A 26,890-nucleotide genomic window follows, 5' to 3' on the forward strand; every position below is an offset into this window, starting at 1 on the left:
GCTAATCTTTCAAGGCTCTTCTGAGTATTTTACCTACATTAGTTTTAGGTAATTCATCCCTAAACTCAACGAGCTTGGGAACCTTATAATTAGTTAAATTATCACGACAGTGATTTATTATATCTTTTTCAGTCAAAGAAGGGTCTTTTTTTACAACAAAAACTTTAACTTGTTCACCGCTTGCATCATGTGGAATACCAATAGCTGCTACTTCAAGCACACCTTCGTGCATAGCGATAACTTCTTCAATTTCATTTGGGAAAACATTGAAACCAGAAACAATAATCATGTCTTTTTTACGATCGACGATAAAAAAGAAACCTTCCTCATCATAGGTTGCAATATCACCTGTTGCAAACCAACCATCTTTTAAACATTCAGCGGTTGCATCTGGTCGCTTGTAGTAACCAAGCATTACCTGAGGTCCCTTAACGCATAGCTCACCAGGCTCACCTTGTGCAGCCTCTTCACCATTATCAAGAATTAACTTTATATCAGTATTTGGCGCTGGTAAGCCAATAGAACCGTTGTACGCTTTCAAATCGTAAGGACTGATAGTCACTAAAGGAGCACATTCAGTAAGGCCGTAGCCTTCCATTAATTTTGAGCCAGTTACTTTTTGCCATTTTTCTGCGACTGGACGTTGAACGGCCATACCGCCGCCTAATGACATTTTCAAATGGCTAAAATCAAGTTCAGCAAAACCTGGAGTATTTAACAAGCCATTAAATAACGTATTAACACCCGTAATGGCAGTAAATTTTGTTTGTCCTAATTCTTTAACAAACCCGGGCATATCGCGCGGATTAGTAATTAATAAGTTTAAACCACCATATTTCATAAAGGTTAAGCAGTTAGCCGTTAATGCAAAAATATGATAAAGCGGCAATGCGGTAACAACAACTTCTTTACCTCGTTCCAATACTTTATCTAAACAACCCGATACTTGCTCAAGATTCCCCACCATATTACCGTGGCTCAGCATTGCTCCTTTAGATACACCCGTTGTACCACCAGTGTATTGTAAAAAAGCTAAATCGCTTAAGTTCATTTCCGGGCGTTTATATGCATTTGCATCTGCTTCTAACAAGTCAGAAAACTTAATCGTATTAGGTAAATTGTATGTAGGCACCATTTTTTTAACGTGCTTAACAACAAAGTTTACTATGTGTTTTTTAAGGCCACCAACCAAATCGCCTACTTGCGTAACTACGATATGTTTAACATCAGTATGTGCAAGTGATTTTTCAAGCGTATCTGCAAAGTTTGCAAGAATAAAAATTGCGGTGGTATCAGAGTCTTTTAATTGATGCTCTAACTCACGCACGGTATAAAGTGGATTAACGTTAACAACCACACAACCCGCACGTAAAATACCTAAAATTGATATCGGCGTTTGCAATAAATTGGGCATCATAACAGCGACTTTGTCGCCTTTTTTGAGACCTAAATTATTTTGAATGTAAGAAGCAACTTTTTTGGTTGCTGTATCAATTTCGTCATAAGACAGTGTTTTACCCATATTAGTAAATGCAGGTAAATCTTTGTAGTCACTAAAACTTTTTTCGAACACTTCGAGTAACGAGTTGTAATGCTCAGGATCGATTGTTTCAGGCATACCCTCTGGGTAGCGCTTAAGCCAGATTTTTTCCACTCTTAGCCCCTGTTTATAATTATATTTTTATTAACCTTAATCTAAGTAAGGCACTTTAACAATTGAGCAAATACTCTAATGCGGGAATAATCCCACATTTATCGACAATATACAATTAACGTGCACCACTTTGCACCATAAATGCTTGAATATATTCAAAACATTCGTTACTACTTTGCATATGACAATGATGCCCACCACCAACATTAATTACACTTAAGTCACTGTAATAACTAATATACTTAGCTAAATTCTGTTTTACAAACGTATAACCTTCATTACCTATAATTAATTGACATGGTGCAATTAAATCTTTTATTGCACCAATACATTGCGCTTCATCAAACCTAAAACCTGAGTGATTCTTAAGCTTTGGGTCAGTCGTTAATTCAAACCCTCCATCGATTGCTTTTATGTTTCGATTCATTAAAAGCATAATTAGTTCATTGTTCAAATCGGTAGTTTGTGAGCGTGCTTCATAAATTAGCGTTTTCGATTTATAAATTCTCGATTTCTTATTTTTTAATCTTGCTCTATTTAATACCGAATTTTTTAACTGTTCGCATACATCTTGGCTAGGGGTTGTAACGCAGCCAATGCCTTCAATAAAGGTAACCGACTTAACATAATCGTTAAAACAGCTAGCAAAAAGTCCTGCCACCATGGCTCCCATCGAGTGACCAACTAAATGTACTTTTTTTACACCAAGCGCATTTATAAACTGGTATAAATCATCAATATAATCAACAAAATAATAGTGAGCATCTTGACTTCGCCAAGATGACAAACCGTGGCCTGCAAAGTCAATACAGTACCAAGTATGCTCAGGTTCAACGCCATCAAGCATAGGAGCAAAGCTATTACTATTATCGAGCCAACCGTGCAGTGCAATTACAACATCAGTGCCCGCCCCTTTCTTTTGACCATGAATATTTAAATTGTTGGTTTGAATATTAAATGGCTGCACACCAAACCTCTTGTTGTTTTAATGCATTGTCATTTATAGCATACAAGTTGTCAGACCACTAACACCTCCCTATTTGTTCAGCCTTGATGAGACTTTCACTCAATAAATAAAAAACAAAGTAACCATTAATTTTCAATAAGTTAAATAAACCCTAAATTTAAGAAAAGATCAATTTTCTAAAAACTAAACAGCGTTTTAATCTATTGCATGTTTTTATAAATAATAACGAGTATAAATACTGTGAATGACAACTTTAGGGCGTGTTGACCTTTGTGGATTGAAATTCGTTCAATCTAGGGACGATTAAATCGCGGCGCGAGGTTTGTAACCTAGTGGGCTCGGTAACTGCTCCTGCGTTACCCTAATGGCTTACATCCATGTAAGAATAAGTAAAAACCGAGCAAAGCTTCCGCGTCCTGCTCACGCCCCTTACCTACATCCATGTAGGCAACAAAGAGTTGATCGTCCCTAGAAAGAACCCAAAGGGCAGCGCATGTTTGGTATTTATGCGGCGTTATCGCCTATTCATGGGGAATAACCACACAACATAGGCTCTGCCTTGCCTAAAAACCAAACATACTGCTGCAAATTCACCCACCAAAGATCAACACGCCCTAATTGCTATTTATAACCTATCGGCTTAAATAATCCACCTACCGAAATGGTTTATTACAAATATTCATTTATTTATCATACTAAGTCTATACAATAAAAGCGGCTATTAAATAAGGTACACTCATAAGGTACAACCATGAAAAAACAGATCAGCTTATTGGCACTTTTATGCGCCACATCAGGTGTTTACGCAGAATCAGCACCTAAAAATGTAATTTATATGATTGGTGACGGCATGGGTCCAGCTTACACCACTGCTTATCGCTATTTTAAAGATGACCCTGCGACTAAAGAGATTGAAGGAACTGTTTTCGATACAATTTTGAAAGGTATGGCACATACTTATCCTGACGATCATACTTATGTAACCGACAGCGCAGCAGGTGCAACAGCACTGAGTAGCGGTCATAAAAGTTACAATGGCGCAATTGCAGTAGATACAGACAAAAAATCAGTTAAAACCATGCTTGAAATAGCAAAAGAGCGCGGTATGACAACAGCGCTTGTAGCAACATCACAAATAAATCATGCCACTCCAGCAAGCTTTGCTGCACATAATGAATCGCGTAATAACTACGACGATATCGCCAACGATTACATTGATAATAAAATTGTAGGTAAATTACCTGTCGATTTAATGCTCGGTGGTGGTACTCAATACTTTATTAGAGACGATCGTAATTTAGTTGATGAGTTTAAAGCTGCTGGTTATCAATACGGTGACGATATTAAAAACCTTGGCCAGATAACAAAAATACCAGCCATTGGCTTATACGCACCTAAAGGACTGCCTTTCGCACTTGATGAAAATCCAACTCGCCTAACTCAACTCACATCTAAAGCGCTCAATTTGCTAGATGACCAAAACAAGAATGGTTTTTTTGTAATGATTGAAGGCAGCCAAATTGATTGGTGTGGTCACGCAAACGATATAGCCTGTGCAATGGCTGAGATGGATGATTTTGCTAAATCAATAGAACAAGCAAAAGCGTATGTTGATAAAAACAAAGACACTATATTAGTCATAACGGCCGATCATTCAACAGGCGGGTTAACCCTTGGCGCACATGGTCAATACAAATGGGAAACTGATGTAGTAAAAGGTGTTAAAGCAACTGCTGGTAAACTAACTCAACTTTTACTGGATTCTGATGATTTAAAGCCAGTATGGACTGCTAACACCAATATTGAATTTACAACTGAAAATCAAATAAAACTTGAGCAAGCTAAAAAAATGGGTGAAAAAGCGCTTAACTTAGCTGTTAAAAGCATTATTAGCGATGCAAGCTTTACTGGCTGGACAACCGGCGGACACACCGCTGTAGACGTGCAGGTATTTGCTTATGGTAAAGGCAGTGAACAATTTATTGGATCGCAAAACAATACCGATATTGCTGATAAACTAATCGGCTTTATTGAAAAATAAAAATTGTATTTCATTTTGAATGATAAAAAGCCCGAACACATGTTCGGGCTTTTTATTAAATCTTATAGCTATATTCAAGTAAAGCGCGGTAATGCACTTTAAGCGTATATATCAACGCCTATTAAATTTTGTACTTCTGCTCTGCGTTCTAAATTAGCAAATTCAGTATAAGTAGAAATCGCTTTGCTTACTTGAGCTGTCGGTTGGTCGTAAATTGTTTGCCTGTACTCATTGCTTTTAGCACTGCTTTTAAACAGCTGATTAGCCAGTTCAACACCCTCGACACTGCTTTTTACATAATCGATATTCGTTTTTTTAGCAGCCGGTTGGTCTAATAAGCTCTGTGGTTTATTAGTAACAACTTTGGTAGAGCTAACCCTACCCGGAATATCTCCGGTAAAAAAACCTGAACCAATAGGCAGCGTCATTACGCGTCTCCAACCTTAATAATGCATAAAATTATGATTTAAAAACAACCAATTTGCAAATAATATGATTACTCACGTCCTGGTAGCTTTTTCCAAGTCACCGTATCGCGCACATATTTAGGTTGAGCGTCACTCGCTTTTACAACGTCACCCGTTAAAAAAGCGGCTTCAACATGCGCTAACATATAACGTGCATCAGGCAATGTAATATCAGTATTAATTGTCACGTTTTCAAAGTCATTAAGCGCATCAGGATAGGTTTTAAAGCCCGTGCCCACTGCTACAGATGGCTCAGTGGTTGCTATATACTCATTGTTTAGTAAATCAGGTTTTATAACGCATTCTTGGTTAGCTAAAAGCATTAGATTATTTTGCGCTTGGTAATGTGCAAAGTATATCTCCCCCATACGCGCATCTATACTTGGATAAACACTCAGGCTGCCGTTTTGTTCAAACGCTTGTTGCGCCATAATTGCAAGTGTAGAAACACCTACTAGCGGTAAGTTAGTTGAGTACGCTAAACCCTGCGCTATTGCTACACTAATACGTACACCAGTGAAACTACCTGGCCCTTGGCCAAAACCGATTACATCTAAATCTTTTAATTTGCAGTTTGCTTTAGTTAACAGCTCATCCACGAGTGGAAGTATTTTTTGGCTGTGCTGCTGCGGACACTCTTCAAAATGATGAAATGTTTGGCCCTGAAAATGTAAAACAATTGAAAGCGCCTCAGTAGAAGCATCAAGGGCTAGAATGTTACTTTTTATCATTTTATTACTCTAATTAATTTGTTGTAAAAATTTATTGGCATCTTCTAAACTTCGTGTTCGGCGCATTGGCGGTAAGCTTTTTAAAAATACTTGGCCATATTGTCGTGTAACTAAGCGATTATCACATATGACAAGTACACCTTTATCTTTGCTATCGCGTATTAAACGCCCAACACCTTGTTTAAGTGCAATAACAGCTTGTGGCAATTGTATATGCGCAAAAGGGTCTTTCCCCTGCATTTGGCAATCTTGCATTTTAGCTTGTAATAATGGGTCATCGGGTGCTGCAAATGGCAATTTATCAATAATAACACAACTTAACGTACTGCCGCGTACATCAACACCTTCCCAAAAAGAAGCCGTGCCGAGTAATACCGCATTACCATGGCGAGTAAATTTCTCTAAAATAATACGCTTAGACATTTGCCCTTGCATATAAACTGGGTAGTCTATTTGTGTAGTTAGCCCTTCGGCTACCAAATGCATCATTCGATAGCTAGTAAATAATACAAAACAACGCCCTTGTGCTGATTTTATAAGCTCAAGCGTTAATTTTACAATTGCATGGGGCATATTATCGGCGTGTGATTCGGGTAAGTAGCGAGGTAAACACAGCAGCGCCTGATTAGGGTAATCAAATGGGCTATCTACCATCATGCTTTGCTTTGGTTTTAAACCTAGGCTTGCATTAAAATGCGCTAGTTTGTTGTCAACCGAAAGTGTTGCTGAAGTGAATACAAAACCTGCGCCCGTGTCTTGCATCATTTGAGCAAACTTAGCTGATACATTTAATGGCGTTATATTAATCGTTAAATAACGGCGCGTTGTTTCATACCAATAACTAAAGCCGGTTTGAGCCGTATCAAAAACCCGCTCTAATTGGCCTTTAAAAGCGAGTGCACGCTCAAAAGGGTGTTCTATTTTATCGCTTCTGTCTAAGCAAAGCTTAAGTACTTGGTAAACAAAGTCCAAATCGCTTATGACACGATGAAGTGCTGCGCATATTTGTTTATCACTGAGCTTTTCACGCCAATCGCCACGGCTGCCATCAACGCCAAACTGTAATCGTAAATCAGCAACGCTTGTCTCAAGCTTATTTAAGCTTTTACCGAGCTGCAGCATATCGGGAATTTCGGCTCTATAAATAGCACGTAAGTCATTAATTAAGTCCACCAGCTTTTTAGTGCTAACACTTTCACCAAAGTAATCGCTGGCAATTTCGCTTAACTGATGGGCTTCATCAAATATGTAAGCATCTGCTTTTGGCATAAGCTCGGCAAAGCCGCTTTCTTTTACGGCCATATCGGCAAAAAACAAATGATGGTTAATCACGACAACATCGGCATCGGCCGCAGTTAAACGAGCTTTGCGTATATAACAACTTTGAAAGTCTGGGCATTCTTTACCTAAACAATTATCGGCTGTTGAATTTACATAAGGCAGTACTTTGGCATCATCCTCTATACCAATACAATCAGCTAAATCGCCTGATTGCGTTTCGCTGGCAAATTTAGCAACCATGGCTAGTTGATGCATAACATCAGAGTCGTCCGTAGGTACATGTGCAACATGCTGATTAAGCCTGTATGTACATAGATAGTTTGCACGACCTTTTAATAGGGCCGTTTTTTTAGAGGCGCTGAGCGCTTTAACTAATTGAGGTAAATCGCGATGGTACAGCTGCTCTTGTAGGGCTTTAGAGCCTGTCGATATTATCGTTCGGCCTTTTGATTTAAGTGCTGGGGCTAAATATGCAAACGTTTTACCCGTACCAGTACCGGCTTCAACGACCAATTGCGAACTGTTTTTTAATGCATCAGCAACGGCGACAGCCATATCTATTTGAGGTTGGCGAGGAGTGTATCCATCTAAAGACAACGCCAAAGGTCCGGTTGCGCTAAACAGTTGTTTGATAATACCAATCACTTTACAATAAATAATAGCGGGATTTTACGTAAGCTAAACATCAAGGGCAAGTAATTAAGTAATCGGTTTGAGTATATAAATAAGGGAGCAGAGCTCCCATTAGTTATTATTGCGCATTTATAGTTAAGGTTATTCCACTAGCTGCGCTGTACCCCTTTAAGTCAATATACCACTTGCCCGCTTGCGGGTTGGTAATACTACACGTTTCAGCATTACCATTTTTATACGGTCTACATTGATATACAGATTCAGTTGATTGGCTGGCAAAATTCACATATAAATCGGCATCGCCTGAGCCACCAGCCATAGTTATATTTAAAGAGGAATACCCAGCTTCTAAGTCTTGTGTAAACCGCCCCCAATCTCCCGTAGCAACACTAATATCAGTTTCTGTTCGATTAATGGTTTCAATCGCTGTTGTTTCACTATAACTGGCAATAAGAGAAACATTAGCAATAGCGTTCCATGCTTCTACCATAACGTAATAAATACCGTTTTGGGCACTCGCAATATCACAACTTTCATTGCTCGATGATGTTGTACTTTTACAATCAAAATTTTCTAATGTAGGCGCTGTATTAAATTTAACATATAGGTCTGCATCACCGCTGCCACCTGAGGTAGTAAAGTTTAAGTTACTTGCATTATTAGGTACCTGTAGCGTATAGATAAGCTGCGCTTTAGCATCACCTGCAAGGCCAGAAACTGCAACACCATTTTGTAACTCATTATTAGCTGGTGGCACTATATCACCAGCATTTTTTGCCATTTCAGCTAAATAACTCACAGCAAGTTTTGCAAATTTACTAGCGTGGTCAGCATCAAAATTAGCGTCATTCTGTGTATGAATTAGCGGATTAATATCAGCCATCCTAGATTCAAATGGCATTGATGCTGCAAATCCTTGTTGATACCATGATGCATGATCAGAACACCCATACCCACATTGGTCAAAACCATAGGTAATGTTAGGTAAGTAGGTATCAATTAACTGACCTAAAAATTGGTTTTGAGCATTTGTAGTGTAATCAGTCATCATTACAATATCTTCGCTACTGCCATTGTTTCCAGTCATATCAAATTGCACCATGCCGATCACATTTTTTCCTTGTGATTTATAAGATGAAGCAATATCTTTTGAACCTCTTAAACCAACTTCCTCTGCAGCAAAAGCCATTATATGAATTGTTTTTTGCGGTTTATAATCATTTTCAACAATCGATCTTAACACTTCAGATAATACAGCAATCCCCGATGCATTATCATCAGCCCCTGGTGAGCGACCGTTGCTTGGATTTGATTGATTAATTGAGTCTAAATGCCCACCAATAATGACAATTTCATCAGCCTCTTCATCTCCTGCAATAGTAACAATGACCGACGACTGCGCCCAGCTATGAGTAAAGTAATCAACATTTATATCATTACGCGTAGCTGCTAACTGTTGCCAGTAATCTTTTAGCCATTGTGAGGCATCTACCCCAGTTTGAGCCGTGTAATAGCGATTATAAAAGCTACTCATCGAATTAACTGTGTTCGTCAAATTATTTGGACTAATACTATTTATTAATTGCTGAGTTGTTTGCGGATTGTCAATGCTATATGTAGCAGCTAACGCACTTAGATTTTGATTTTGAACGGCAGCTAACTGCTGAGTGTATTCATTAGCCTCGATTAACGAATCGTGAGCAACAAACCCTCCACAGCGATGATAATTATCATGCATAAACTCACTTAAATGAGCAATATTTGCAGGCCTTATTTTTAACAAATTCACTGTTTGTAATGTTGTATCTTGTATACTCAATAATTCATCATTTGGTTTAAACGAGTTTTGAACCTGTTTATAATGTTTGGCTGCAACGGGATCTATCGTTACCCAAACACTTTCAGTGTCTTGTGCGTATGAGGGTTGGGTAAGTAATAAAGTACTAGCACTGAATAGCATAATTTTTATCGCGTGTTTCATTAATTGATACCTTTTAAGTCGAGTATTGCCTTTGAGACGAGGGAGTTTTGAAAAATAAAAAAGGGAGCGAATGCTCCCTAGAAATTAACTTAATTGGCTGAAATACTTAATGTTATACCGCTTGCCGCGCTATAACCTTGTAAGTCTATATACCATGTACCTGCTTGAGGATTTTCTATCGTACACGTTTCAACGTTTCCATTTTTATATGGGCGGCACTCATAAGAGCTAGTACTAGATGCTGAACCAAAATTTACATATAAATCAGCATCACCAGAACCACCGGCCATTGAAATATCGAGTGAAGAATACCCTGCATCTAAATTTTGCGTAAAGCGTGTCCAACCACCTGAAGCAACACTCACATTGCTTTCTGTACGGTTAATTGGCGAAACACCTCCGCCAGTAGACCCGTCATAACTACCTGTTAATGAAACGCCTGAAATAGCATTCCATGCCTCTACCATAACGTAGTATGTACCCGCTTGAGCACTACCTATAGAGCAGCTTTCAGTACTTGTAGAAGTTGTACTGTTGCAATCATAAGTGCTAAGTGTGGGTTTGCTTCCAAATCGTACGTATAAATCTGCATCACCAGAGCCGCCATTAGTATTAAATACTAAATTGCTAGCACCCGCTGGTACATCAAGTGTAAAAAACAACTGCTCTTTAGCTGAGCCACTTATACCAGTACGAGTAACGCCATTAGATAACGCTTCATCTTCCGCTGGCGGAGTGGTTGTGCCACATGAACTACCCGAACTTAAATTAGAGTTTACACCAACAGCACTTAGGGCTGCTTTAACAGCACTTGGATCGTAATTTAAATCACAAGCTGCATCCATAACGCCGTTACCAGCAAGATCCCAGTTAGTGCTTGCAGTCCAATATAATTGGTTTGCACGTGCCATCACTTTAAATGCCTTTTCAGTATCCCAACCAGATGTAGTTGCTAAGTTATAAAATGCTTTATTAAACACCCCAGAACTATAATGAACATCCATTCCTGAAGAGTAGCTTGATTGATTATCAATTGATCTACCATCTTGTGTTGGATTATTCATGTAACGAAGAGCACCGTTGCCTTTAAATATATCTTTACCAACTAACCAATCGTTTGTGCCTTTCATGTAAAATTCAGCCGCTTCACCAGCCATATCAGAGAATGCTTCGTTTAAACCACCTGACTTTCCACTGTAAACTAAACCTGAGTTTTGCTCAGTAAAGCCGTGGCTTACTTCATGAGCTGATACGTCTAGGCTAACAAGTGGATAAAACGTATTTTGGCCATCACCAAAGGTCATCGCACTGCCATCCCAAAATGCATTTTCATAGTTACTACTATAGTGAACTCGCATTTGCAGTTGGAATGAAAGCGGCGGCGTACCAATCCAATCGTTATACATATTAAAAATTACGTTACCAAAATAATGTGCATCATTAAGTGGCGAATAGGCACCATTAATTTCTTTAAAGGTGTTTTCAGGACATGTAAATGAATATGCACTTGAGCCACTAGTACCACCATTTAGGTTAATGGTTTTTACATTTGTGGTATTCATTGAACAGTTATTGCCCGTCTGACTTACATTTAAGCTATCAAAATCAGTGCCATAAATGTATTTCCCGGTTTTTAGATTACCACCTGGGCCTGTCGCATCAGCATGTTGAAGGTTATCAAAGCTAAAAAGTACATCTCCAGAATTTGCATCTATGATTTGATATGGACGTGATGGGTTACTTCCGTAAGTAACATAAGACACTTCATAAACCAAATGCGCTTCACCTTGCTCATCAACCCAAATGGCTAATTGTGATTTTTCATTATGTTTTTCTAAGCCAACAGACTTTATCGCTGCAGATGATTTTTGCAATCCCTTAGCTACTGCCAATTTTTGATTTAACTTTGGAGTAACTGTGTCAATATCGCTTGATATATCATATACAGCAGCACCATGAGCACGTTTAAGTTGCCCATTGTTGTTAAACGTCAAGCTCACCGTATCTCCGATTACCGGTAATCCATTATATACTTGTTGATAACGACGAGTTGTATCACCGTTATTACTTTTTATTTCTTTTAATACAACCAGCTCATTTCCTGCCTCTAAACCTACTAACTGATCAGGGCTAACCATCAATACAGAAGACACACCATTTTGTGCTGAATTATTTATATTTGCTTGTTGATTTAAATATTTTTTATTTGCAGCTACTGCGCTTGTTGCTTGTACCAAAGTAAAGGCAGCAAGTGTTGCTATTGTGATTTTTGATAAATTCACGTTTACGCTCCATTTGTTTATTTGTTTGAATATACTTTTATTAATCGGTACATCTTGTTCCCGATTAAAGCAATCCTAGGCTACAAATCATACAATTGAAAATGAAACAAAAAATTTACAATTAAAGTATTAAAAAATAAATTAAAAGCCTTTAATTCAACAGTTTAATAAAAACCCACTAAACATTGAAAACATTTAATTAACATAATGTAAACATTTATTTACTTTGAGTAACATATTGAAATAAAAATAATACAATTAAGTGTATAAATTTAATAAAGTGATTTTTACAATACAAACACTATTAAATTTAACAAAAGGCCTAAAAAACAAACCTATTTTTAAAGGCGCGGCTGAAGCTTTAACATCTTTAATTTCTTATTTACCAAAACTATTTTTATTAAAAATAAAAATACAAATTGTCTAACAAACACTGTGACATAGCTATATCTCGGGAGTAACATAGGCATGTTTAGATCCCGCTTAACCATATGTTTTTCTCGTTAATTAAGGTTATTAAATGAATGCTTGGTACCTCATTTGTTTTCTCTCTGCACTTGCAATTTTTATTGCATTTGCAAATCAGTACATCCTCAAAATGCAAACTACTATTGCAATAACTACAGGCTCGGTTGTTATTTCTTTACTTTTGATTGTTGCAGTAAAATTATTAGGCGATCAAAACGCACTTGAAATGACAAAAATCGTCTCGAGTATTAACTTTAACGAATTACTCCTCAAAGGTATGTTAGGTTTCTTGCTTTATGCAGGTGCACTGGAAATAAACCTGTTAGCACTTAGAAAACAACGCTGGGAAATAACGGTGTTGGTACTGTTTTCCACTCTTGTTTCTACTTTTATTGTTGGCTACTTAAGCTTTTACTTATTTGCTTTTCTTGGCTGGCCAGTGCCTTTTATTTATTGTTTATTATTTGGTGCGCTTATTAGCCCAACCGACCCTATTGCTGTACTTGCTATTATTAAACAAATGCGAGCGCCAGAAGGAATCTCAGTTCAAGTAGAAGGTGAGTCGCTATTTAACGACGGTATTGGTTTAGTAATATTTACGACCATTTTTTCGGTTGCTTTTTATGGCACCGATGCACAATTTGGCGATATAGCAGAACTCTTTTTTGTAGACGCCCTAGGCGGTATTGCGTTTGGTTTGGTTATCGCTTTGGTTGGCCACTTTTTAATTATTAACAGCCGCGATGTAAATATTCGTTTATTGATAACCTTAACTATTCCTACTGCAGGTTTTGCTGCTGCAAATATTTGGGAAATATCAGGCGCACTTGCCATGGTAACCAGCGGCATATTAATGGGTAACATTACTCGTACTAAAGCAACAGAGCGCACGGGGCCTGAAGATACTCGTTACGTAAAAGATTTTTGGCATGCAACCGATAGCTTTTTAAATGCCCTACTGTTTTTAATAATAGGTATGCTAATTGTGACTATGCCTATTACAATCGGGGAAATTGGCTTAGGCTTACTAATGGTACCTGCAGTATTACTAGCACGCTTTATTAGCGTAGGCGCACCCTTTGTTATCTTTAAACGCTTTAGAACTTACGACAAGCACAGTGTTAAAATATTAACTTGGGGTGGTTTACGTGGCGGACTTGCACTTGCAATGGCGGCAGCAATCCCTCGCGAGCAAGTTTTTGTAGGCGGCTCTGACTTACACAACCTTATTGTTATTGTTACTTACGTTGTGGTTATATTTTCTATTATTGTACAAGGTTTAACTATCTCGCCGCTTATTCAAAGCAGCATTAAGTCAGCTGAGCAAGCAAAGTAATAAATGCTTTGTGAGCAATTAAATCAGTAACCAAGTTATTATATAAATCACTTGGTTACTGTTACTTTCGTGTTACAAAAACACTTTAAAGTTCTATAAATTGTTATCCTTTTTATTTATCTGCTTTGTTTAAATTAATCCGCTTGAAATACAAATGAAAACAATTATAATTTTGGCTTTTCCTCTGTAGGGCTTTTCAATGTCCAAAAATAATTCTCACATGTTTTTTAATTTTGTATCTCTGGGCAAACATCAATTTCATTGTTTTTTTGTGCTTTTTATAATGGCTATGGCAAGCTTTAATGTGTCGGCCTCACCTAATGAGCAAACAAAAATAAAACAAATTGCACAGCTTGCAGAGTATGTAGGTGTAGATTACGTGGCAGCTGTTGGAAATGGTGAAATACTTGACCCTGACGAATATCAAGAAATGACTGAATTTTCGCACGTCATTATTGAGCAAGCTGGACAGCTATCAGGCCAAACCAATGAGTTTGATACAGTAAAGGCACAAGCTAAAGCACTGCATACAGCGATTGCTAATAAAGCGAGTGTTGTAGATGTACGTGCAGCAAGCTCAGCACTTCGTGAGTCACTACTTACCTTTATGCCGCAACTATCGTTACCTACATCACTACTTCCCGTTGAGCAAACTAAAGCGCTTTTTGCTACTAACTGCTCAATGTGCCACGGCCCAAATGGTCAAGGCGACGGCCCGCTTGCAAAAAACTTATCGCCAGAGCCTACCAACTTTACCGATGAAGAACGCGCAACAAACCGCTCTTTAATGGGGTTGTTTGACGCTGTAAGTAACGGCATTGACGACACACCTATGGTTGCTTTTACCCAATTTAATGAACAACAACGATGGTCTTTAGCTTTTTATGTAGGTAGCTTGGCATTTAAAGATGTTCAAAAACCACAAACTGTAGAACAAAACATTACCGCTTCGCAGATTGTAAACCTAAACCCCGCACAATTATCGGCAGGTCAAAGTGAAGCACAAGCACATTACGTTAAATGGCTTCGTGGTAATCCAGAGCAATTATTTAGCGCTAACAAAAATCCGATAACACTTACTCGCACGCAGTTACTTGCAGCGCAAGCAGCGCATGCTAAAGGCAATTACTCACAAGCAAGTGATTTAGCAATTAGCGCATACTTAGATGGCTTTGAGCTTGTTGAAAACAACTTAAATGCCTACGATGAAACACTGCGTAAAAACATCGAAGTACGACTGATGAACCTGCGCCAAACATTCAAAAACGAAAAAGATACGGCCGTTGTTGCCGAAAAAGTAAGTGCGGCACTAACTCAACTCGCTAAAGCAGATAGCATGCTAAACGAAACTAAGCTAACTGACGGCGCGCTACTTTCAGCAAGTTTAGTTATATTACTGCGAGAAGGCTTAGAAGCACTCTTAGTTATTATTGCCCTTATGACTGTGCTTATTAAAACTAAACGCAAAGATGCGCTAAAATATGTACATATTGGTTGGATAACAGCACTTATTGCTGGTGGTTTAACGTGGGCTGCTGCGCAAACATTAATAGAAATAAGTGGTGCGAGCCGCGAAGTAATGGAAGGTGTTGGCGCATTATTTGCCGCTGTAATTTTACTGTATGTTGGCGTATGGATGCACAGTAAAACAAGTGCGCAACAATGGCAAAAATATATAAAAGACAATATAGATAAGCGCCTTGAGTCGGGTACATTATGGGGATTAGCGGGGCTTTCTTTTATTGCCGTATACCGAGAAGTATTCGAAACCGTGCTGTTTTATCAGTCATTATTAACGCAAAGCTCGCCTGCTCAATATTCATCTATCGCATCGGGTTTTGCGATAGCTATAGCAATACTGGCTATTATTACGTGGGTATTAATTAAATACTCAATTAAATTACCGGTGGCTAAGTTTTTTTACATTACCACTTACCTACTATTTGCACTCTCGTTTGTACTTATGGGCAAAGCCGTTATTGCATTACAAGAGGCCGATATAATAGGTATTGCGTCGCTACCAATAAGCTTTGATATAGCATGGCTTGGTATAAAATCGACATGGCAAGGTATTGTGGCTCAGGTATGTGTGTTTGCAATATTTAGCTTTTATATATTTAAAAGCAAAAACCAAGAGTAATGCTAATCTGCTTAAGAGTTTAAGCTAATTGGCATAAGCAAAAAGGCCCGCAAGGGCCTTTTTGAGTTAATTGCTTATGTATTTAGTAAAGTTGGTATTATCAAGCCCATGTATCTAAATGGGGGTTTTCGTCATCGTCTACGTTAGACTTTTTTTTACTATTTTGATCATCAAGCATATTGAGCTGTTTCTTTTTTTGTAACTCACGCCTTTTTTTATTCTCTAGTTCAACTTTTTCAGTAGCCGATCCACTTTGCACACCCGCAATATGGAAAGCGCCTTTTGGCTCAACTTCTAGCCTGGTGATTCTTCCTAAATAAGGGATCATGATATCCATACGTACTTCCTTATTTAACTGTTTGATTATCAAAATGCTAAATTTGAATGATAAACAAACAATTATTCGCTAAAATTGCGCTTATTATCTTAATATTATCGACAGTTATAACATATGCTTTAATTAAGCTAAAAAAAACTTGCCATAATATGGCCGTTTATGTTTCTATGAATGCGAAATTTATTTAAACAAATAACAACTGCACGTTTGCGAACTTACGGGCAGTTACATAGGACAAAAAATGCGCTTAAACCTGACAACAGTACATCATCACCACCATTCACCGGAATAACCTGTCAGGTCTTTCGCTGAGAGGTTATTCCTAAAAGGAACCTCTGGCGATTCAAATAACATTGATTCATTTTCGCCCTGAGGTTCCCCTCGGGGTTTTTAGTTTTTAAATTAAAGGAAAATGAATAATGAACAACAGTAATCGTCTACGTATCGCCATCCAAAAAGGCGGCCGCCTATCTAAAGATTGTCAAGATCTACTAAAACAGTTAGGTGTTAAACTTAACCTTCGTGAACAACGCTTAATTGCACACTCAACTAATATGCCAATTGACGTACTACGTGTGCGCGATGACGATATTCCGGGTTTAGTAATGGACGGTGTATGTGACTTAGGTATTGTTGGCGAAAACGTACTAGTAGAAGTTCAAGCAGAACGTGAACGTCAAGGTGTTCCCAGCGAAGTAAACAAACTTTCAAAACTAGATTTTGGTTACTGTCGTCTTGCACTTGCATGGCCACAAGAGCTAGGCGCTCGCGATAAGAGCTGGTTTGAAGGCAAACGTATTGCAACTACCTACCCAGAAATTTTAACTCAGTGGTTAAAGCGCGAAGGCATTAACGCAAGTACAGTAATGCTTACTGGCTCTGTTGAAGTAGCACCACGTGCAGGTTTATCTGATGCAATTTGTGATTTGGTATCTACTGGCGCAACACTTGAAGCTAACGGCTTAATTCAAGGTGATACAATTTTAGAATCAAACGCATGTTTAATTCAAAATAAAGATCTGCAAGACGCTGACAAACTAGCACTAATCAATAAGCTTATGCCGCGCCTACGTGGTGTTAGACAAGCTAAAGAAAGCAAATACATCATGCTACACGCACCAAAAAATAAACTTGATGAAATTTGTGAAATTTTACCTGGTTCTGGTCAACCGACTCTACTTGCCCTTGCGGGTAATGAAGAATACGTAGCACTTCACATGGTAAGCAGCGAAACATTATTTTGGGAAACAATGGAGCAGTTAAAGGCCCTAGGCGCTAACTCTATTTTAGTTATGCCAATTGAAAAAATGATGGAGTAAGTACCATGCTTCGTTGGAATGAGGAATCTTCACAAGTACAAGCCGCGGCGCTAATGCGCCCTGCAGTTTCTGTAAGCGCAAAGGTTGAAGCAATATGCAAAACTATTTTAGCTAATGTAAAAGAGCAAGGCGATGAGGCCTTACTTAGCATGGCCAAAGAGTTTGATAATAGAGCTAACCCACGTTTGCGTGTACCGCTAGATGAAATTAACGCATCAGAGCAAGCACTAAGTGCAGAGCTTAAATACGCAATTGATACCGCTTATGCAAACGTTAAACGTTTTCACGAAGCGCAGTTGCCAAAAGATATTAAATTATCGACCCAACCAGGCGTTGTATGTGAACTGAAATATCAAGCCATCGAAGCAGTCGGTATTTATGTACCCGGTGGCAGTGCTCCACTGCCATCGTCGGTTATTATGCAAGGTGTATTAGCACAGTTAAGCGGCGCTAAAACCGTCGTACTTGCTACACCGGTACAAGGTGACAAAGCAATTAACCCTGCTATTTTATATGCAGCTAAGTTATGTGGCATTACTACTTTGATAGAAAGTGGTGGCGCAGGCGCAATTGCAGCAATGGCTTATGGCACCGAATCAGTTCCTAAAGTAAACAAAATTTTTGGCCCAGGTAATAGCTTCGTAACAATGGCTAAACAGCTCGTTGCGCAAACTATCCCAGGTATGGCAATTGATATGCCAGCAGGTCCTTCTGAAGTATTAGTTATTGCAGATGAACGTGCAAACCCAGAATTTATAGCCGCCGATTTACTCTCTCAAGCAGAGCACGGGGCAGACTCGCAAGTTATTTTACTATGTAACAGCGAAAGTATTATAGAACAAACTCAGCAGGCACTTACACGCCAGTTAGCTAATTTGAGCCGCAAAGAAACAGCCGAGCAAGCGCTCGCTAATTCTTCACTTATTTTGGTTGATTCAGTTGAGCAAGCATTTGACGTATCGGCGCAATACGGCCCAGAGCACTTAATTTTACAACTAGGCGCTGCAACACCTTACCTAGATAAAGTTAAAAATGCAGGCTCAGTATTTGTAGGTGACTACACACCAGAATCTGCAGGCGATTACGCATCGGGTACTAACCACGTGTTACCAACATATGGTTACAGTGCAACTTACTCGAGTTTAAACTTGCTTGATTTTTTTCGTACATACACAGTGCAAACAATTACTAAAAGTGGTTTAACGCAGCTTTCAAAAGCAATTTTACCACTTGCAGATGCAGAAGGCCTTGATGCCCACGCTAATGCGGTTTCAATTCGTTTAGAGGCAATTAAAAATGAGCAATGAGAGCGCACAAGCGTCTAGCTTATTACCTAAGAATATTGCAGCCCTTGCTGCATACAGCTCTGCAAAAAGTGAAAAGCTAACCGGTACTACGTGGCTCAATGCTAACGAAAGCCCGTATGCTAAAAACCTTGAACTGAGTATTGAGGATTTAAATCGCTACCCCGATCCACAACCGCAACTGGTTATTGACCGTTACGCCGCTTATACAGAGCTTGAAAGCGAAAATGTATTAATGACGCGCGGCGCAGATGAAGGCATTGAGCTTTTAGTGCGCACATACTGTGAGCCAGCTAAAGATAGTATTGCGCTATTTTTACCAACCTACGGTATGTACAAAGTTACCGCCGATACACACAACGTTAGTATTAACGCGCTTACACAAGAATTATTATTAAGTGGCAGTGCTGACGAAATAGTCGCAGCTGTTGGCAGCTCAAAACTAGTATTTATTTGTAACCCAAATAATCCAACGGGCAGCCTAACACCACTTGATAAAGTAAAAGCGATTGCAACAGCACTTGCAGGTAAAGCATTAGTTATTGTTGATGAAGCCTATATAGAGTTTTGCCCAGAGCAAAGCGCCACAAAACTTATTAATGAGTTTAGTAATGTAGTGGTTTTGCGTACGCTTTCTAAAGCCTTTGCGCTAGCAGGGCTCAGAACGGGCTTTACGCTTGCACAAGCAGCAACACTAGCGCCAATTCGTAAAGTCATTGCGCCGTATCCAGTATCTGGCGTTGTAGCAAGTATTGCAGCGCAAGCAATTGCACCCGATGCAATTACATCAATGCGCCGCCAAGTTACTATTTTAAATAGCTTAAAAGCTAAGTTGGTAGATTGGCTAAACGCCTCCCCTGCTGCATTAAAAATTCTCACTGGTGAAGGTAACTTTGTTACTTTAAAATTAGCCGATAAAAACTACTTTAAAATTGCACTTGAGCAAGGTTTGGTTATGCGCGCTTTTACACTATACGGTGAAGACGACTGGCTACGAATTTCAATTGGCAGTGAACAAGAACTTGAACAAGTAAAAATTTGGTTAGATGGCTTACAAACGCCGGCTACCGCAGCATCTTTAGCAGGAAACGAAGTATCATGAGTAACCCCTATTTATTTATAGACCGCGACGGCACTATTATTGAAGAGCCAATTACCGACAAACAGGTGGATAGCCTTGAAAAGCTAGCATTTTTACCTGGTGTTATTCCTGCGTTATTACAATTACAAGCCGCAGGTTACCGTTTAGTAATGGTGTCTAACCAAGATGGCTTAGGCACAGACAGCTTCCCGACTGCTGATTTTGACATAGCACAAGATAAAATGATGGACATAATGCAAAGCCAAGGCATTAGCTTTGACGAGGTATTAATTTGCCCACACTTTGATGAGCAAAACTGTGATTGCCGTAAACCTAAAACGGGCTTACTTACCGAGCTTATGCGCTCTGGCAAAGTAGACTTAGCGCGCTCTTTTGTTATTGGCGATCGCCAGACCGATATTGGCCTTGCTCAAAACTTATGTTGTGAAGGTATTTTATACGACGGCGATTGGAGTGCCATAGTAACTAAATTGACCACTGCAAACCGCGAAGGTCGTGTTACACGCAACACTAAAGAAACCCAAATTGATGTAGCCATAAACTTAGATCAAACTAAAAATGGCAGTATAGACACCGGCCTTGGCTTTTTTGATCACATGCTTGATCAAATTCGCACGCACGCAAACATTGGTTTAAACATTAAAGCCAAAGGCGATTTACACATAGACGAGCACCACCTTGTTGAAGACATTGGTATTGCCTTAGGTGTTGCACTTAAACAAGCGCTTGGCACTAAATCGCAAATTGCACGCTATGGTTTTGCGCTGCCGATGGATGAATGTAAAGCTGAAGCACAAATTGATTTATCGGGTCGTGCATCATTTGTATTAAACGCTAATTTTAGCCGCGAAAAAGCAGGCGACTTAGACGTGCAAATGGTTGAGCACTTTTTCAAAAGCTTAAGTGATAACGCAGCTATTAGCCTTATTTTATCGGTAAGCGACGGTAACTGTCATCACCAAGTAGAAGGCTTATTTAAAGCGTTTTCACGTGCTCTTCGTATGGCAGTAGCACAAGACACGACCCAACAAACAGCCAGCTCTAAGGGATGTTTATGATTGCCATAATTAATACCGGTTGTGCCAATATAAATTCAGTACGTTTTGCGTTTGAACGTTTAGGCCAAACGCCAACAGTAATTACTTCACCAGAGCAATTAGCGGGTTTTGAGCGCGCTATATTGCCAGGTGTAGGTCACGCGTCGGTTGCTATGAAACGCCTAGTCGATAACGGCTGGCAACAAGCAATAAATGAATACCAGCGCCCGCTTATGGGTATTTGCTTAGGCATGCAGTTACTGTGCGAAAGCACCGAAGAAGGTAACGTACAGTGCTTGGGTAAAATACCAGGGCAAGTAAAAGCGCTTGATGTAGGCAATTTAACGTCGCCGCATATGGGTTGGAATAACTTAAGCGTTAACAAAGAGCATGCATTAACTAAAGGGCTAACGCTTGATGAGCAAGTGTATTTTGTTCACAGCTTTGCGCACACCGTAAACGACGCCACACTCGTGAGCGGCGAGTACGGTCAAACCTTTTCAGCCATTGTTGCTAAAGACAATTACGCGGGCATGCAATTTCACCCAGAGCGCAGCGCAAAAGTTGGCGCACGTTTATTACAAAATTTTGTTGATTGGCAGCTGTAAGCTGTCCATTAACTAACAAAAAAGAGATTATTTGTGATTATTCCAGCATTAGACGTATTACAAAATCAAATTGTGCGCTTGTACCAAGGTAAATACGACACAGCACAGTTTTACCCTTTCGAACTTGGCGCGCGTTTAAAAGAATACGCCGACAGTGGCGCAGGTAAACTACACCTTGTAGATTTAGAAGGTGCACGCGATCCAAGTAAAAAACAGTGGAAACATATTCAAGCTGCAACCAAAGCACTTAACGTACCGTACCAAGTGGGCGGCGGTATTCGCTCGGAGCAAGATGTAAGTGATTGGCTAAAAGCCGGTGCAAACCAAGTTGTTATTGGTTCAATGGCAGTAGAAAAACGCGAACAAGTAAAAGCTTGGATTGAACAATTTGGCGCAGAGCATTTTGTAATTGCTCTTGATGTAAATAAAACACCCACGGGTTGGGCACCAGCAACGCACGGTTGGTTAAGTGAATCTGAATTTGGTTTACTTGAGCTGGTAGATTTTTATGTAAGCTTAGGTGTTATTGACTTTTTATGCACGGACATCAGTAAAGATGGCACCATGACGGGTCCATCGTTTGAGCTTTACGAAGACCTAACTCGCCATAACAGCACAATTAAAGTGCAAGCCTCAGGGGGCGTAAGCTCACTAGATGACATTAAAAAGCTTAAAGAGCTTGGTGTGGGCGGCGTTATTTTAGGTAAATCACTGCTTGATGGTGCATTTAGCGTTGAGGAGGCACTGGCATGTTATCAAAACGCATAATCCCGTGTTTAGACGTTAAAGACGGCCAAGTAGTTAAAGGCGTTAAGTTTAAAGGCCATGAAGTTGTTGGCGATATTTTAACAATGGCTAAAGCCTACAGCGAAGCTGGCGCCGATGAACTGGTTTTTTACGAAATCAGTGCAAGCGTTGAAAAGCGCCTACTTGATGTAAATTGGGTAGAGAGCATTGCACGCAATATCGATATTCCATTTTGTGTAGCGGGCGGTATTAAATCAGTGGCTGATGCAGCGCGGGTACTTGAGCGCGGCGCTGACAAAATAAGCATTAACAGCCCTGCTATTGCGCGCCCTGAACTTATTAAAGAATTACACGATGAGTTTGGTAAGCAATGTGTTGTAGTCGGCATTGACAGCTTTTTTGATGAAATTACCGGCGAGTATTTAGTGTATCAATTAACCGGCGATCCTAATGCATCAAGCCGTACGCGCTATAAAACACAAGAATGGGTTAAACGCGTACAAGACCTAGGCGCAGGCGAAATTGTATTAAACTGTATGAACCAAGATGGCGTTCGTAACGGTTACGACAACGAGCAACTAAGTAAAATTCGCGAGCTGTGTGACATTCCTTTAATCGCCTCTGGCGGTGCGGGTAGTATGCAAGATTTTGTTGATGTATTTAAACAAAGCAAAGTAGATGGTGCATTAGCCGCCAGCGTTTTTCATAAAAATGTGATTAACATTGGCGAGCTAAAACAATTTTTAACAGATAACCAAGTGGCAGCAAGATTATGCAAGTAACACAACAAAACCAAGCTCAGGTCGATTTCGCTAAAAGTGACATGATCCCTGCTATTATTCAAGATGCCCGCTCGGGTGTTATTTTAATGCAAGGCTTTATGAACAGCGAAGCACTAAACGTTACGCTTGAGAGTAATAAAGTGACGTTTTACTCCCGTTCAAAATCGCGTTTATGGACTAAAGGTGAGTCATCAGAAAACTACTTAAACGTAGTATCTGTGCATACCGATTGTGACTACGATTCAATTTTAGTACTTGCCAATCCAGAAGGCCCAACGTGCCACTTAGGCACACAAAGCTGTTTTGGTGATGAAGCAAAACCAAGTTTAAGCTTTTTAGCACAGTTAGAAGATGTGATTGTTGCGCGTAAAAATGACGACCCTGAAAAAAGCTACACAGCATCATTATTTGCAAAAGACTTAAGCCGTAGTTGTCAAAAAGTAGGTGAAGAAGGCGTAGAAGTTGCCCTTGCCGCTATGAAACACGATAACGATGAGCTAACAAACGAATCTGCTGATTTAATTTATCACCTTACAGTATTACTACAACGCCAAGGCTTAGCCCTTGAAGATGTAGTTAAATGCTTGCAAGGTCGCCATAAATAGCACCTGCTAAAGCAAATTACAAAAGGCCCATATTTTATGGGCCTTTTTGTTTTTCGCTTTTAGTTGAGTAAATTATGTATGGTATAGTGCGAGGCTCAATTAATCGGTTACTGTGAACTATGAAAAACTATATTATTCTTCTTATCATCGCGTTTATTTTAGCGGGCTGTACCAGCAAAACTAATCAGACTACAGCAACCACTAATACAACAAATCAGTCTGTAAAAACCTCAGTAATACCCGATGAATGCAGCACCATTAATAACCTAATAAATGGTTATGAGTCTGGTTTTAATTCAATAAAAACAGATAAAGTAAATAACCAGTTTACTAATCAATGGCGCACGAATACTCATATGATTGGAGCAAACTGTACAGTTACTTTAAATCAGTCAGAGCAAGTAAGTTACCAATGCCAAACACCTGTTAAAACACAAACGCAAACAATAAAGTCTCATCAAAAACTGGCTAAGCAATTACGCCAATGCTTAACCAAAACAGGTTGGTTTGAAAGCCAAAAAGAAACAGCAAGTTCAATTTACAGCACCTTTGTATTTGATACTAAAACCCCTGTAATTACACTCTCTACCAATCAAGAAGGTAATGGGTTTTCTACTCGCTTTGAAATTGCTCCACCGTTAGGACTTTAATAATGCGCCAATTAAATCAAAACAAAAAACCATCTAAATTTAAAACCGATTGCCTAGGAATATGTGAAAGGCGCAGCGGTTACTGCACCGGTTGTGGGCGTACTAACGAAGAAATTTTTGATTGGATAATATTATCTGAAGATGAAAAAAAAGCGATTTTAGAAACCCCACGAGTTGATATAAAAAAGCTCTAAACCTAATGTCAGCTACATTTAGATACCAGTAAAGAAATTAACTAGAGGAATTAACTGTAAGCAATGTTCCACAATGATAATAGCTGGTGGTTAGAGACTTCCCGCTACCCGATTAGGTATACTCTTCACCAAACCTATCATAGCACTTTGGAAAATAACCCCAAATCCTGATTGTTGACTTAGTTATTTCGAACTCAAAGCCAATGCTACTAACCAGAGTTAAAACACTTTCTGTTAGCTCAATATCAATCCACTCAACACATAGTAGTGGAAATGGTAAGTGATAATACCATTCGCGATCCCAACGTGATATGTAACCGTTCACAACTTTAGTTCGGTAACACGGAGGTTCGGCAAGTTCACGCATCTCTGAGATTATTTCATTCCATTTTGTATTGTTGGCAGCACCAACTAATTGCTTCTCAGCAATGATCCTTTTGGCTTCTTTTACGTCCTTTTCATCGGACACCGCATCAGCCATTGGCAGAAGACTCATGTGTACACCTAACGAGCCTGTAGATTAACTCGTTTTTATTTATTTTTGTTGATAAACAAACCATAGCTGAGTTCCAATTTTGGTTCAATCGATTACTGAACTTTTACGCAGCATATAAAGAAGCAAGTGAAAACTAGACAGCCAACTTAATTGAACTACAAAACTTAGCCAGTAAACTTACTTTTTGGTAAAGAGTTCAACTCTCTTTATGCGATTATTAATAAAGAGAATTAGGTTGGGTGTCTAATGTACTCTCTTGATGTAAATAAAACAGCTACGGGCTGGGCACCTGCTACGCACGGTCGGTTAAGTGAATCTGAATTTGGTTTGCTTGAGCTGGTAGATTTTTATGTAAGCTTAGGTGTTATTGATTTTTTATGTACGGACATCAGTAAAGATGGCACCATGACGGGCCCATCATTTGAGCTTTACGAAGATTTAACTCGTCACAACAGCACAATTAAAGTGCAAGCCTCAGGGGGTGTAAGCTCACTAGATGACATTAAAAAGCTTAAAGAGCTTGGTGTGGGCGGCGTTATTTTAGGTAAATCATTGCTTGATGGCGCATTTAGCGTTGAGGAGGCACTGGCATGTTATCAAAACGCATAATCCCGTGTTTAGACGTTAAAGACGGCCAAGTAGTTAAAGGCGTTAAGTTTAAAGGCGTTAAGTTGTTGGCGATATTTTAACAATGGCTAAAGCCTACAGCGAAGCTGGCGCCGATGAACTGGTTTTTTACGAAATCAGTGCAAGCGTTGAAAAACGCCTACTTGATGTAAATTGGGTAGAAAGTATTGCACGAAATATCGATATTCCATTTTGTGTAGCGGACGGTATTAAATCAGTGGCTGATGCAGCGCGTGTACTTGAGCGCGGTGCTGATAAAATAAGCATCAACAGCCCTGCTATTGCGCGACCTGATGTATTTAAACAAAGCAAAGTAGATGGTGCATTAGCCGCCAGCGTTTTTCATAAAAATGTGATTAACATTGGCGAACTAAAACAATTTTTAACAGATAACCAAGTGGCAGCAAGATTATGCAAGTAACACAACAAAACCAAGCTCAAGTCGATTTCGCTAAAAGTGACATGATCCCTGCTATTATTCAAGATGCCCGCTCGGCGGCATTATCTGCATGTAAAAAGGCACTTAGCGAAACTGCTTTTGCCTTTTAAGACAAACGAACGCGAGTTAGTTTACAAATTAAAACCGTCAAAGTTATTACAACACCTTTTCACAAACTCACTTTGCTATATAAAACTCCTGCAGAAAAGCGAATTGATTTTAGTTGCCAGCTTGAGGGGATGGCACAAGGTAAAATCATGTTGGTTGGTATTTAATTTTTTATTTAGATGACCGTTATATTATAAAAAGTATCAAGCATGTAAGAGACCATAAATGTGTAAATCAAAATCAGCGACTATATCTTTATCAAAGAAGCTAAAGTTTTAAACGTTGCGCCTTGTTATGTTTCTTTAAAAGCGAAGCGTCTCTTTGCCCTCTTTGTGAATTAATCACTAATAATATTTACGATAAAAAAGGCGCTTCCATTAAGGTAAGCGCCTCTTTTCTTATATCACTGATTACTTATTTTACTGTTTTCATTTCGTCTAATAAGTTTTGTGCATTATCTACTTTATCCATTACCCACAGCATGTAGCGCGAATCAACGTGGATTGAGTATGAATAAAGATGACATTAAAAAGCGTTGTTGTCATGAAGCGATG

General features: G+C 39.2%; 22 protein-coding genes and 4 pseudogenes. 16 read left to right on the top strand and 10 right to left on the bottom strand.

Features of this window, described 5'->3' with window-relative positions; genetic code table 11:
* Position 1: 1 nt before the first annotated feature.
* Positions 2 to 1,654: a long-chain-fatty-acid--CoA ligase FadD gene (gene fadD / locus P20495_RS03280; RefSeq protein ID WP_008138571.1), complete on the bottom strand. Its 1,653-nt coding sequence runs from the start codon at positions 1,652 to 1,654 to the stop codon at positions 2 to 4.
* Positions 1,655 to 1,769: 115 nt separating this feature from the next.
* Positions 1,770 to 2,621 carry an alpha/beta hydrolase gene (locus tag P20495_RS03275; RefSeq protein WP_008138573.1) on the bottom strand — a complete coding sequence of 284 codons (852 nt, stop codon included), beginning with the start codon at positions 2,619 to 2,621 and terminating at the stop codon, positions 1,770 to 1,772.
* Positions 2,622 to 3,372: 751 nt separating this feature from the next.
* Between P20495_RS03275 and P20495_RS03270 the strand changes: the two genes are divergently transcribed.
* Positions 3,373 to 4,662, top strand: coding sequence for an alkaline phosphatase (locus tag P20495_RS03270; protein ID WP_008138575.1), 1,290 nt, complete (start codon positions 3,373 to 3,375; stop codon positions 4,660 to 4,662).
* A 98-nt stretch (positions 4,663 to 4,760) separates the two neighbouring features.
* Here the strand turns inward: P20495_RS03270 and P20495_RS03265 are convergent, their stop codons facing one another.
* The 5 genes from P20495_RS03265 to P20495_RS03245 form a co-directional block, all read right to left on the bottom strand.
* Positions 4,761 to 5,090 (bottom strand): hypothetical protein, encoded by a 330-nt coding sequence (locus P20495_RS03265; protein WP_008138577.1) that lies wholly within the window; start codon positions 5,088 to 5,090, stop codon positions 4,761 to 4,763.
* 68 nt (positions 5,091 to 5,158) lie between these two features.
* Complete coding sequence (gene tsaB, locus P20495_RS03260) at positions 5,159 to 5,860, bottom strand: tRNA (adenosine(37)-N6)-threonylcarbamoyltransferase complex dimerization subunit type 1 TsaB (RefSeq protein ID WP_008138578.1); 702 nt, start codon at positions 5,858 to 5,860, stop codon at positions 5,159 to 5,161.
* A 9-nt stretch (positions 5,861 to 5,869) separates the two neighbouring features.
* Positions 5,870 to 7,786, bottom strand: a complete 1,917-nt coding sequence (locus P20495_RS03255) for an ATP-dependent DNA helicase (protein WP_008138579.1) — start codon at positions 7,784 to 7,786, stop codon at positions 5,870 to 5,872.
* Between the two features lie 106 nt (positions 7,787 to 7,892).
* Positions 7,893 to 9,755 (bottom strand): M28 family metallopeptidase, encoded by a 1,863-nt coding sequence (locus P20495_RS03250; RefSeq protein ID WP_008138581.1) that lies wholly within the window; start codon positions 9,753 to 9,755, stop codon positions 7,893 to 7,895.
* Between the two features lie 89 nt (positions 9,756 to 9,844).
* Positions 9,845 to 12,037 (bottom strand): M4 family metallopeptidase, encoded by a 2,193-nt coding sequence (locus P20495_RS03245; RefSeq protein WP_008138583.1) that lies wholly within the window; start codon positions 12,035 to 12,037, stop codon positions 9,845 to 9,847.
* 520 nt (positions 12,038 to 12,557) lie between these two features.
* Here P20495_RS03245 and P20495_RS03240 point away from each other — a divergent pair.
* The gene (locus P20495_RS03240; protein ID WP_008138586.1) at positions 12,558 to 13,841 is read left to right on the top strand and encodes a sodium:proton antiporter; all 1,284 of its coding nucleotides are present in this window, start codon (positions 12,558 to 12,560) and stop codon (positions 13,839 to 13,841) included.
* Positions 13,842 to 14,124: 283 nt separating this feature from the next.
* The gene (locus tag P20495_RS03235; protein WP_008138589.1) at positions 14,125 to 15,981 is read left to right on the top strand and encodes a cytochrome c/FTR1 family iron permease; all 1,857 of its coding nucleotides are present in this window, start codon (positions 14,125 to 14,127) and stop codon (positions 15,979 to 15,981) included.
* Between the two features lie 100 nt (positions 15,982 to 16,081).
* Here the strand turns inward: P20495_RS03235 and P20495_RS03230 are convergent, their stop codons facing one another.
* Entirely contained in the window at positions 16,082 to 16,318 is a 237-nt protein-coding gene (locus P20495_RS03230) for a hypothetical protein (RefSeq protein WP_008138591.1), read from the bottom strand.
* Between the two features lie 419 nt (positions 16,319 to 16,737).
* Between P20495_RS03230 and hisG the strand changes: the two genes are divergently transcribed.
* The 10 genes from hisG (at position 16,738) to P20495_RS03180 (ending at position 24,666) form a co-directional block, all read left to right on the top strand.
* A complete protein-coding gene (gene hisG, locus P20495_RS03225) occupies positions 16,738 to 17,637 on the top strand; it encodes an ATP phosphoribosyltransferase (RefSeq protein ID WP_007376294.1) in 900 nt (299 codons plus the stop codon).
* Positions 17,638 to 17,642: 5 nt separating this feature from the next.
* Positions 17,643 to 18,944 carry a histidinol dehydrogenase gene (gene hisD, locus P20495_RS03220; RefSeq protein WP_008138593.1) on the top strand — a complete coding sequence of 434 codons (1,302 nt, stop codon included), beginning with the start codon at positions 17,643 to 17,645 and terminating at the stop codon, positions 18,942 to 18,944.
* Complete coding sequence (gene hisC, locus P20495_RS03215) at positions 18,934 to 20,043, top strand: histidinol-phosphate transaminase (RefSeq protein WP_008138595.1); 1,110 nt, start codon at positions 18,934 to 18,936, stop codon at positions 20,041 to 20,043. Before hisD ends, hisC begins: the two co-directional genes overlap by 11 nt.
* Positions 20,040 to 21,101 carry a bifunctional histidinol-phosphatase/imidazoleglycerol-phosphate dehydratase HisB gene (hisB, locus tag P20495_RS03210; RefSeq protein WP_008138596.1) on the top strand — a complete coding sequence of 354 codons (1,062 nt, stop codon included), beginning with the start codon at positions 20,040 to 20,042 and terminating at the stop codon, positions 21,099 to 21,101. Before hisC ends, hisB begins: the two co-directional genes overlap by 4 nt.
* Positions 21,098 to 21,688, top strand: a complete 591-nt coding sequence (hisH, locus tag P20495_RS03205) for an imidazole glycerol phosphate synthase subunit HisH (protein WP_002960265.1) — start codon at positions 21,098 to 21,100, stop codon at positions 21,686 to 21,688. The genes hisB and hisH overlap by 4 nt, the downstream gene beginning before the upstream one ends.
* Before the next feature lie 33 nt (positions 21,689 to 21,721).
* Complete coding sequence (locus P20495_RS03200) at positions 21,722 to 22,456, top strand: 1-(5-phosphoribosyl)-5-[(5-phosphoribosylamino)methylideneamino] imidazole-4-carboxamide isomerase (RefSeq protein WP_008138597.1); 735 nt, start codon at positions 21,722 to 21,724, stop codon at positions 22,454 to 22,456.
* Positions 22,438 to 23,217 (top strand): imidazole glycerol phosphate synthase subunit HisF, encoded by a 780-nt coding sequence (gene hisF, locus P20495_RS03195; protein ID WP_007376298.1) that lies wholly within the window; start codon positions 22,438 to 22,440, stop codon positions 23,215 to 23,217. The genes P20495_RS03200 and hisF overlap by 19 nt, the downstream gene beginning before the upstream one ends.
* Entirely contained in the window at positions 23,208 to 23,822 is a 615-nt protein-coding gene (gene hisIE / locus P20495_RS03190) for a bifunctional phosphoribosyl-AMP cyclohydrolase/phosphoribosyl-ATP diphosphatase HisIE (protein ID WP_008138598.1), read from the top strand. The genes hisF and hisIE overlap by 10 nt, the downstream gene beginning before the upstream one ends.
* A 119-nt stretch (positions 23,823 to 23,941) precedes the next feature.
* A complete protein-coding gene (locus P20495_RS03185) occupies positions 23,942 to 24,472 on the top strand; it encodes a hypothetical protein (RefSeq protein ID WP_008138599.1) in 531 nt (176 codons plus the stop codon).
* 2 nt (positions 24,473 to 24,474) lie between these two features.
* Positions 24,475 to 24,666, top strand: coding sequence for a DUF1289 domain-containing protein (locus tag P20495_RS03180; RefSeq protein ID WP_008138600.1), 192 nt, complete (start codon positions 24,475 to 24,477; stop codon positions 24,664 to 24,666).
* Positions 24,667 to 24,778: 112 nt separating this feature from the next.
* Here P20495_RS03180 and P20495_RS03175 read toward each other — a convergent pair whose 3' ends face one another.
* Positions 24,779 to 25,162: a DUF6678 family protein gene (locus P20495_RS03175; RefSeq protein WP_008138601.1), complete on the bottom strand. Its 384-nt coding sequence runs from the start codon at positions 25,160 to 25,162 to the stop codon at positions 24,779 to 24,781.
* A gap of 252 nt (positions 25,163 to 25,414) precedes the next feature.
* On the opposite strand from P20495_RS03175, the pseudogene P20495_RS03170 reads away from it, so the two are divergent.
* The 3 pseudogenes from P20495_RS03170 to P20495_RS22035 all read left to right on the top strand — a co-directional run.
* Positions 25,415 to 25,771, top strand: a pseudogene (locus P20495_RS03170) (HisA/HisF-related TIM barrel protein); the annotation flags it as partial.
* A pseudogene (locus P20495_RS20990) lies at positions 25,753 to 26,210 on the top strand (HisA/HisF-related TIM barrel protein). The pseudogenes P20495_RS03170 and P20495_RS20990, both read left to right, overlap by 19 nt.
* Positions 26,201 to 26,293 (top strand): annotated as a pseudogene (locus tag P20495_RS22035) (bifunctional phosphoribosyl-AMP cyclohydrolase/phosphoribosyl-ATP diphosphatase); the annotation flags it as partial. The pseudogenes P20495_RS20990 and P20495_RS22035, both read left to right, overlap by 10 nt.
* A gap of 457 nt (positions 26,294 to 26,750) precedes the next feature.
* Here P20495_RS22035 and P20495_RS22815 read toward each other — a convergent pair.
* Positions 26,751 to 26,843: pseudogene (locus P20495_RS22815) on the bottom strand (S46 family peptidase); the annotation flags it as partial.
* Positions 26,844 to 26,890: the final 47 nt, after the last annotated feature.

The sequence above is a fragment of the Pseudoalteromonas sp. BSi20495 genome, assembly GCF_000241185.1.
GTDB classification, from domain to species: domain Bacteria; phylum Pseudomonadota; class Gammaproteobacteria; order Enterobacterales; family Alteromonadaceae; genus Pseudoalteromonas; species Pseudoalteromonas fuliginea.

Excerpts from the sequence above, each read along its gene's own strand:
- P20495_RS03175 (WP_008138601.1), bottom strand. The coding sequence starts at position 25,162 with ATGAGTCTTCTGCCAATGGCTGATGCGGTGTCCGATGAAAAGGACGTA.
- tsaB (WP_008138578.1), bottom strand. The coding sequence starts at position 5,860 with ATGATAAAAAGTAACATTCTAGCCCTTGATGCTTCTACTGAGGCGCTT.
- hisIE (WP_008138598.1), top strand. The coding sequence starts at position 23,208 with ATGCAAGTAACACAACAAAACCAAGCTCAGGTCGATTTCGCTAAAAGT.
- hisH (WP_002960265.1), top strand. The coding sequence starts at position 21,098 with ATGATTGCCATAATTAATACCGGTTGTGCCAATATAAATTCAGTACGT.
- P20495_RS03270 (WP_008138575.1), top strand. The coding sequence starts at position 3,373 with ATGAAAAAACAGATCAGCTTATTGGCACTTTTATGCGCCACATCAGGT.
- hisB (WP_008138596.1), top strand. The coding sequence starts at position 20,040 with ATGAGTAACCCCTATTTATTTATAGACCGCGACGGCACTATTATTGAA.
- hisF (WP_007376298.1), top strand. The coding sequence starts at position 22,438 with ATGTTATCAAAACGCATAATCCCGTGTTTAGACGTTAAAGACGGCCAA.
- P20495_RS03265 (WP_008138577.1), bottom strand. The coding sequence starts at position 5,090 with ATGACGCTGCCTATTGGTTCAGGTTTTTTTACCGGAGATATTCCGGGT.
- P20495_RS03180 (WP_008138600.1), top strand. The coding sequence starts at position 24,475 with ATGCGCCAATTAAATCAAAACAAAAAACCATCTAAATTTAAAACCGAT.
- P20495_RS03235 (WP_008138589.1), top strand. The coding sequence starts at position 14,125 with ATGGCTATGGCAAGCTTTAATGTGTCGGCCTCACCTAATGAGCAAACA.
- hisG (WP_007376294.1), top strand. The coding sequence starts at position 16,738 with ATGAACAACAGTAATCGTCTACGTATCGCCATCCAAAAAGGCGGCCGC.
- P20495_RS03230 (WP_008138591.1), bottom strand. The coding sequence starts at position 16,318 with ATGGATATCATGATCCCTTATTTAGGAAGAATCACCAGGCTAGAAGTT.
- hisD (WP_008138593.1), top strand. The coding sequence starts at position 17,643 with ATGCTTCGTTGGAATGAGGAATCTTCACAAGTACAAGCCGCGGCGCTA.
- hisC (WP_008138595.1), top strand. The coding sequence starts at position 18,934 with ATGAGCAATGAGAGCGCACAAGCGTCTAGCTTATTACCTAAGAATATT.
- P20495_RS03240 (WP_008138586.1), top strand. The coding sequence starts at position 12,558 with ATGAATGCTTGGTACCTCATTTGTTTTCTCTCTGCACTTGCAATTTTT.
- P20495_RS03250 (WP_008138581.1), bottom strand. The coding sequence starts at position 9,755 with ATGAAACACGCGATAAAAATTATGCTATTCAGTGCTAGTACTTTATTA.
- P20495_RS03185 (WP_008138599.1), top strand. The coding sequence starts at position 23,942 with ATGAAAAACTATATTATTCTTCTTATCATCGCGTTTATTTTAGCGGGC.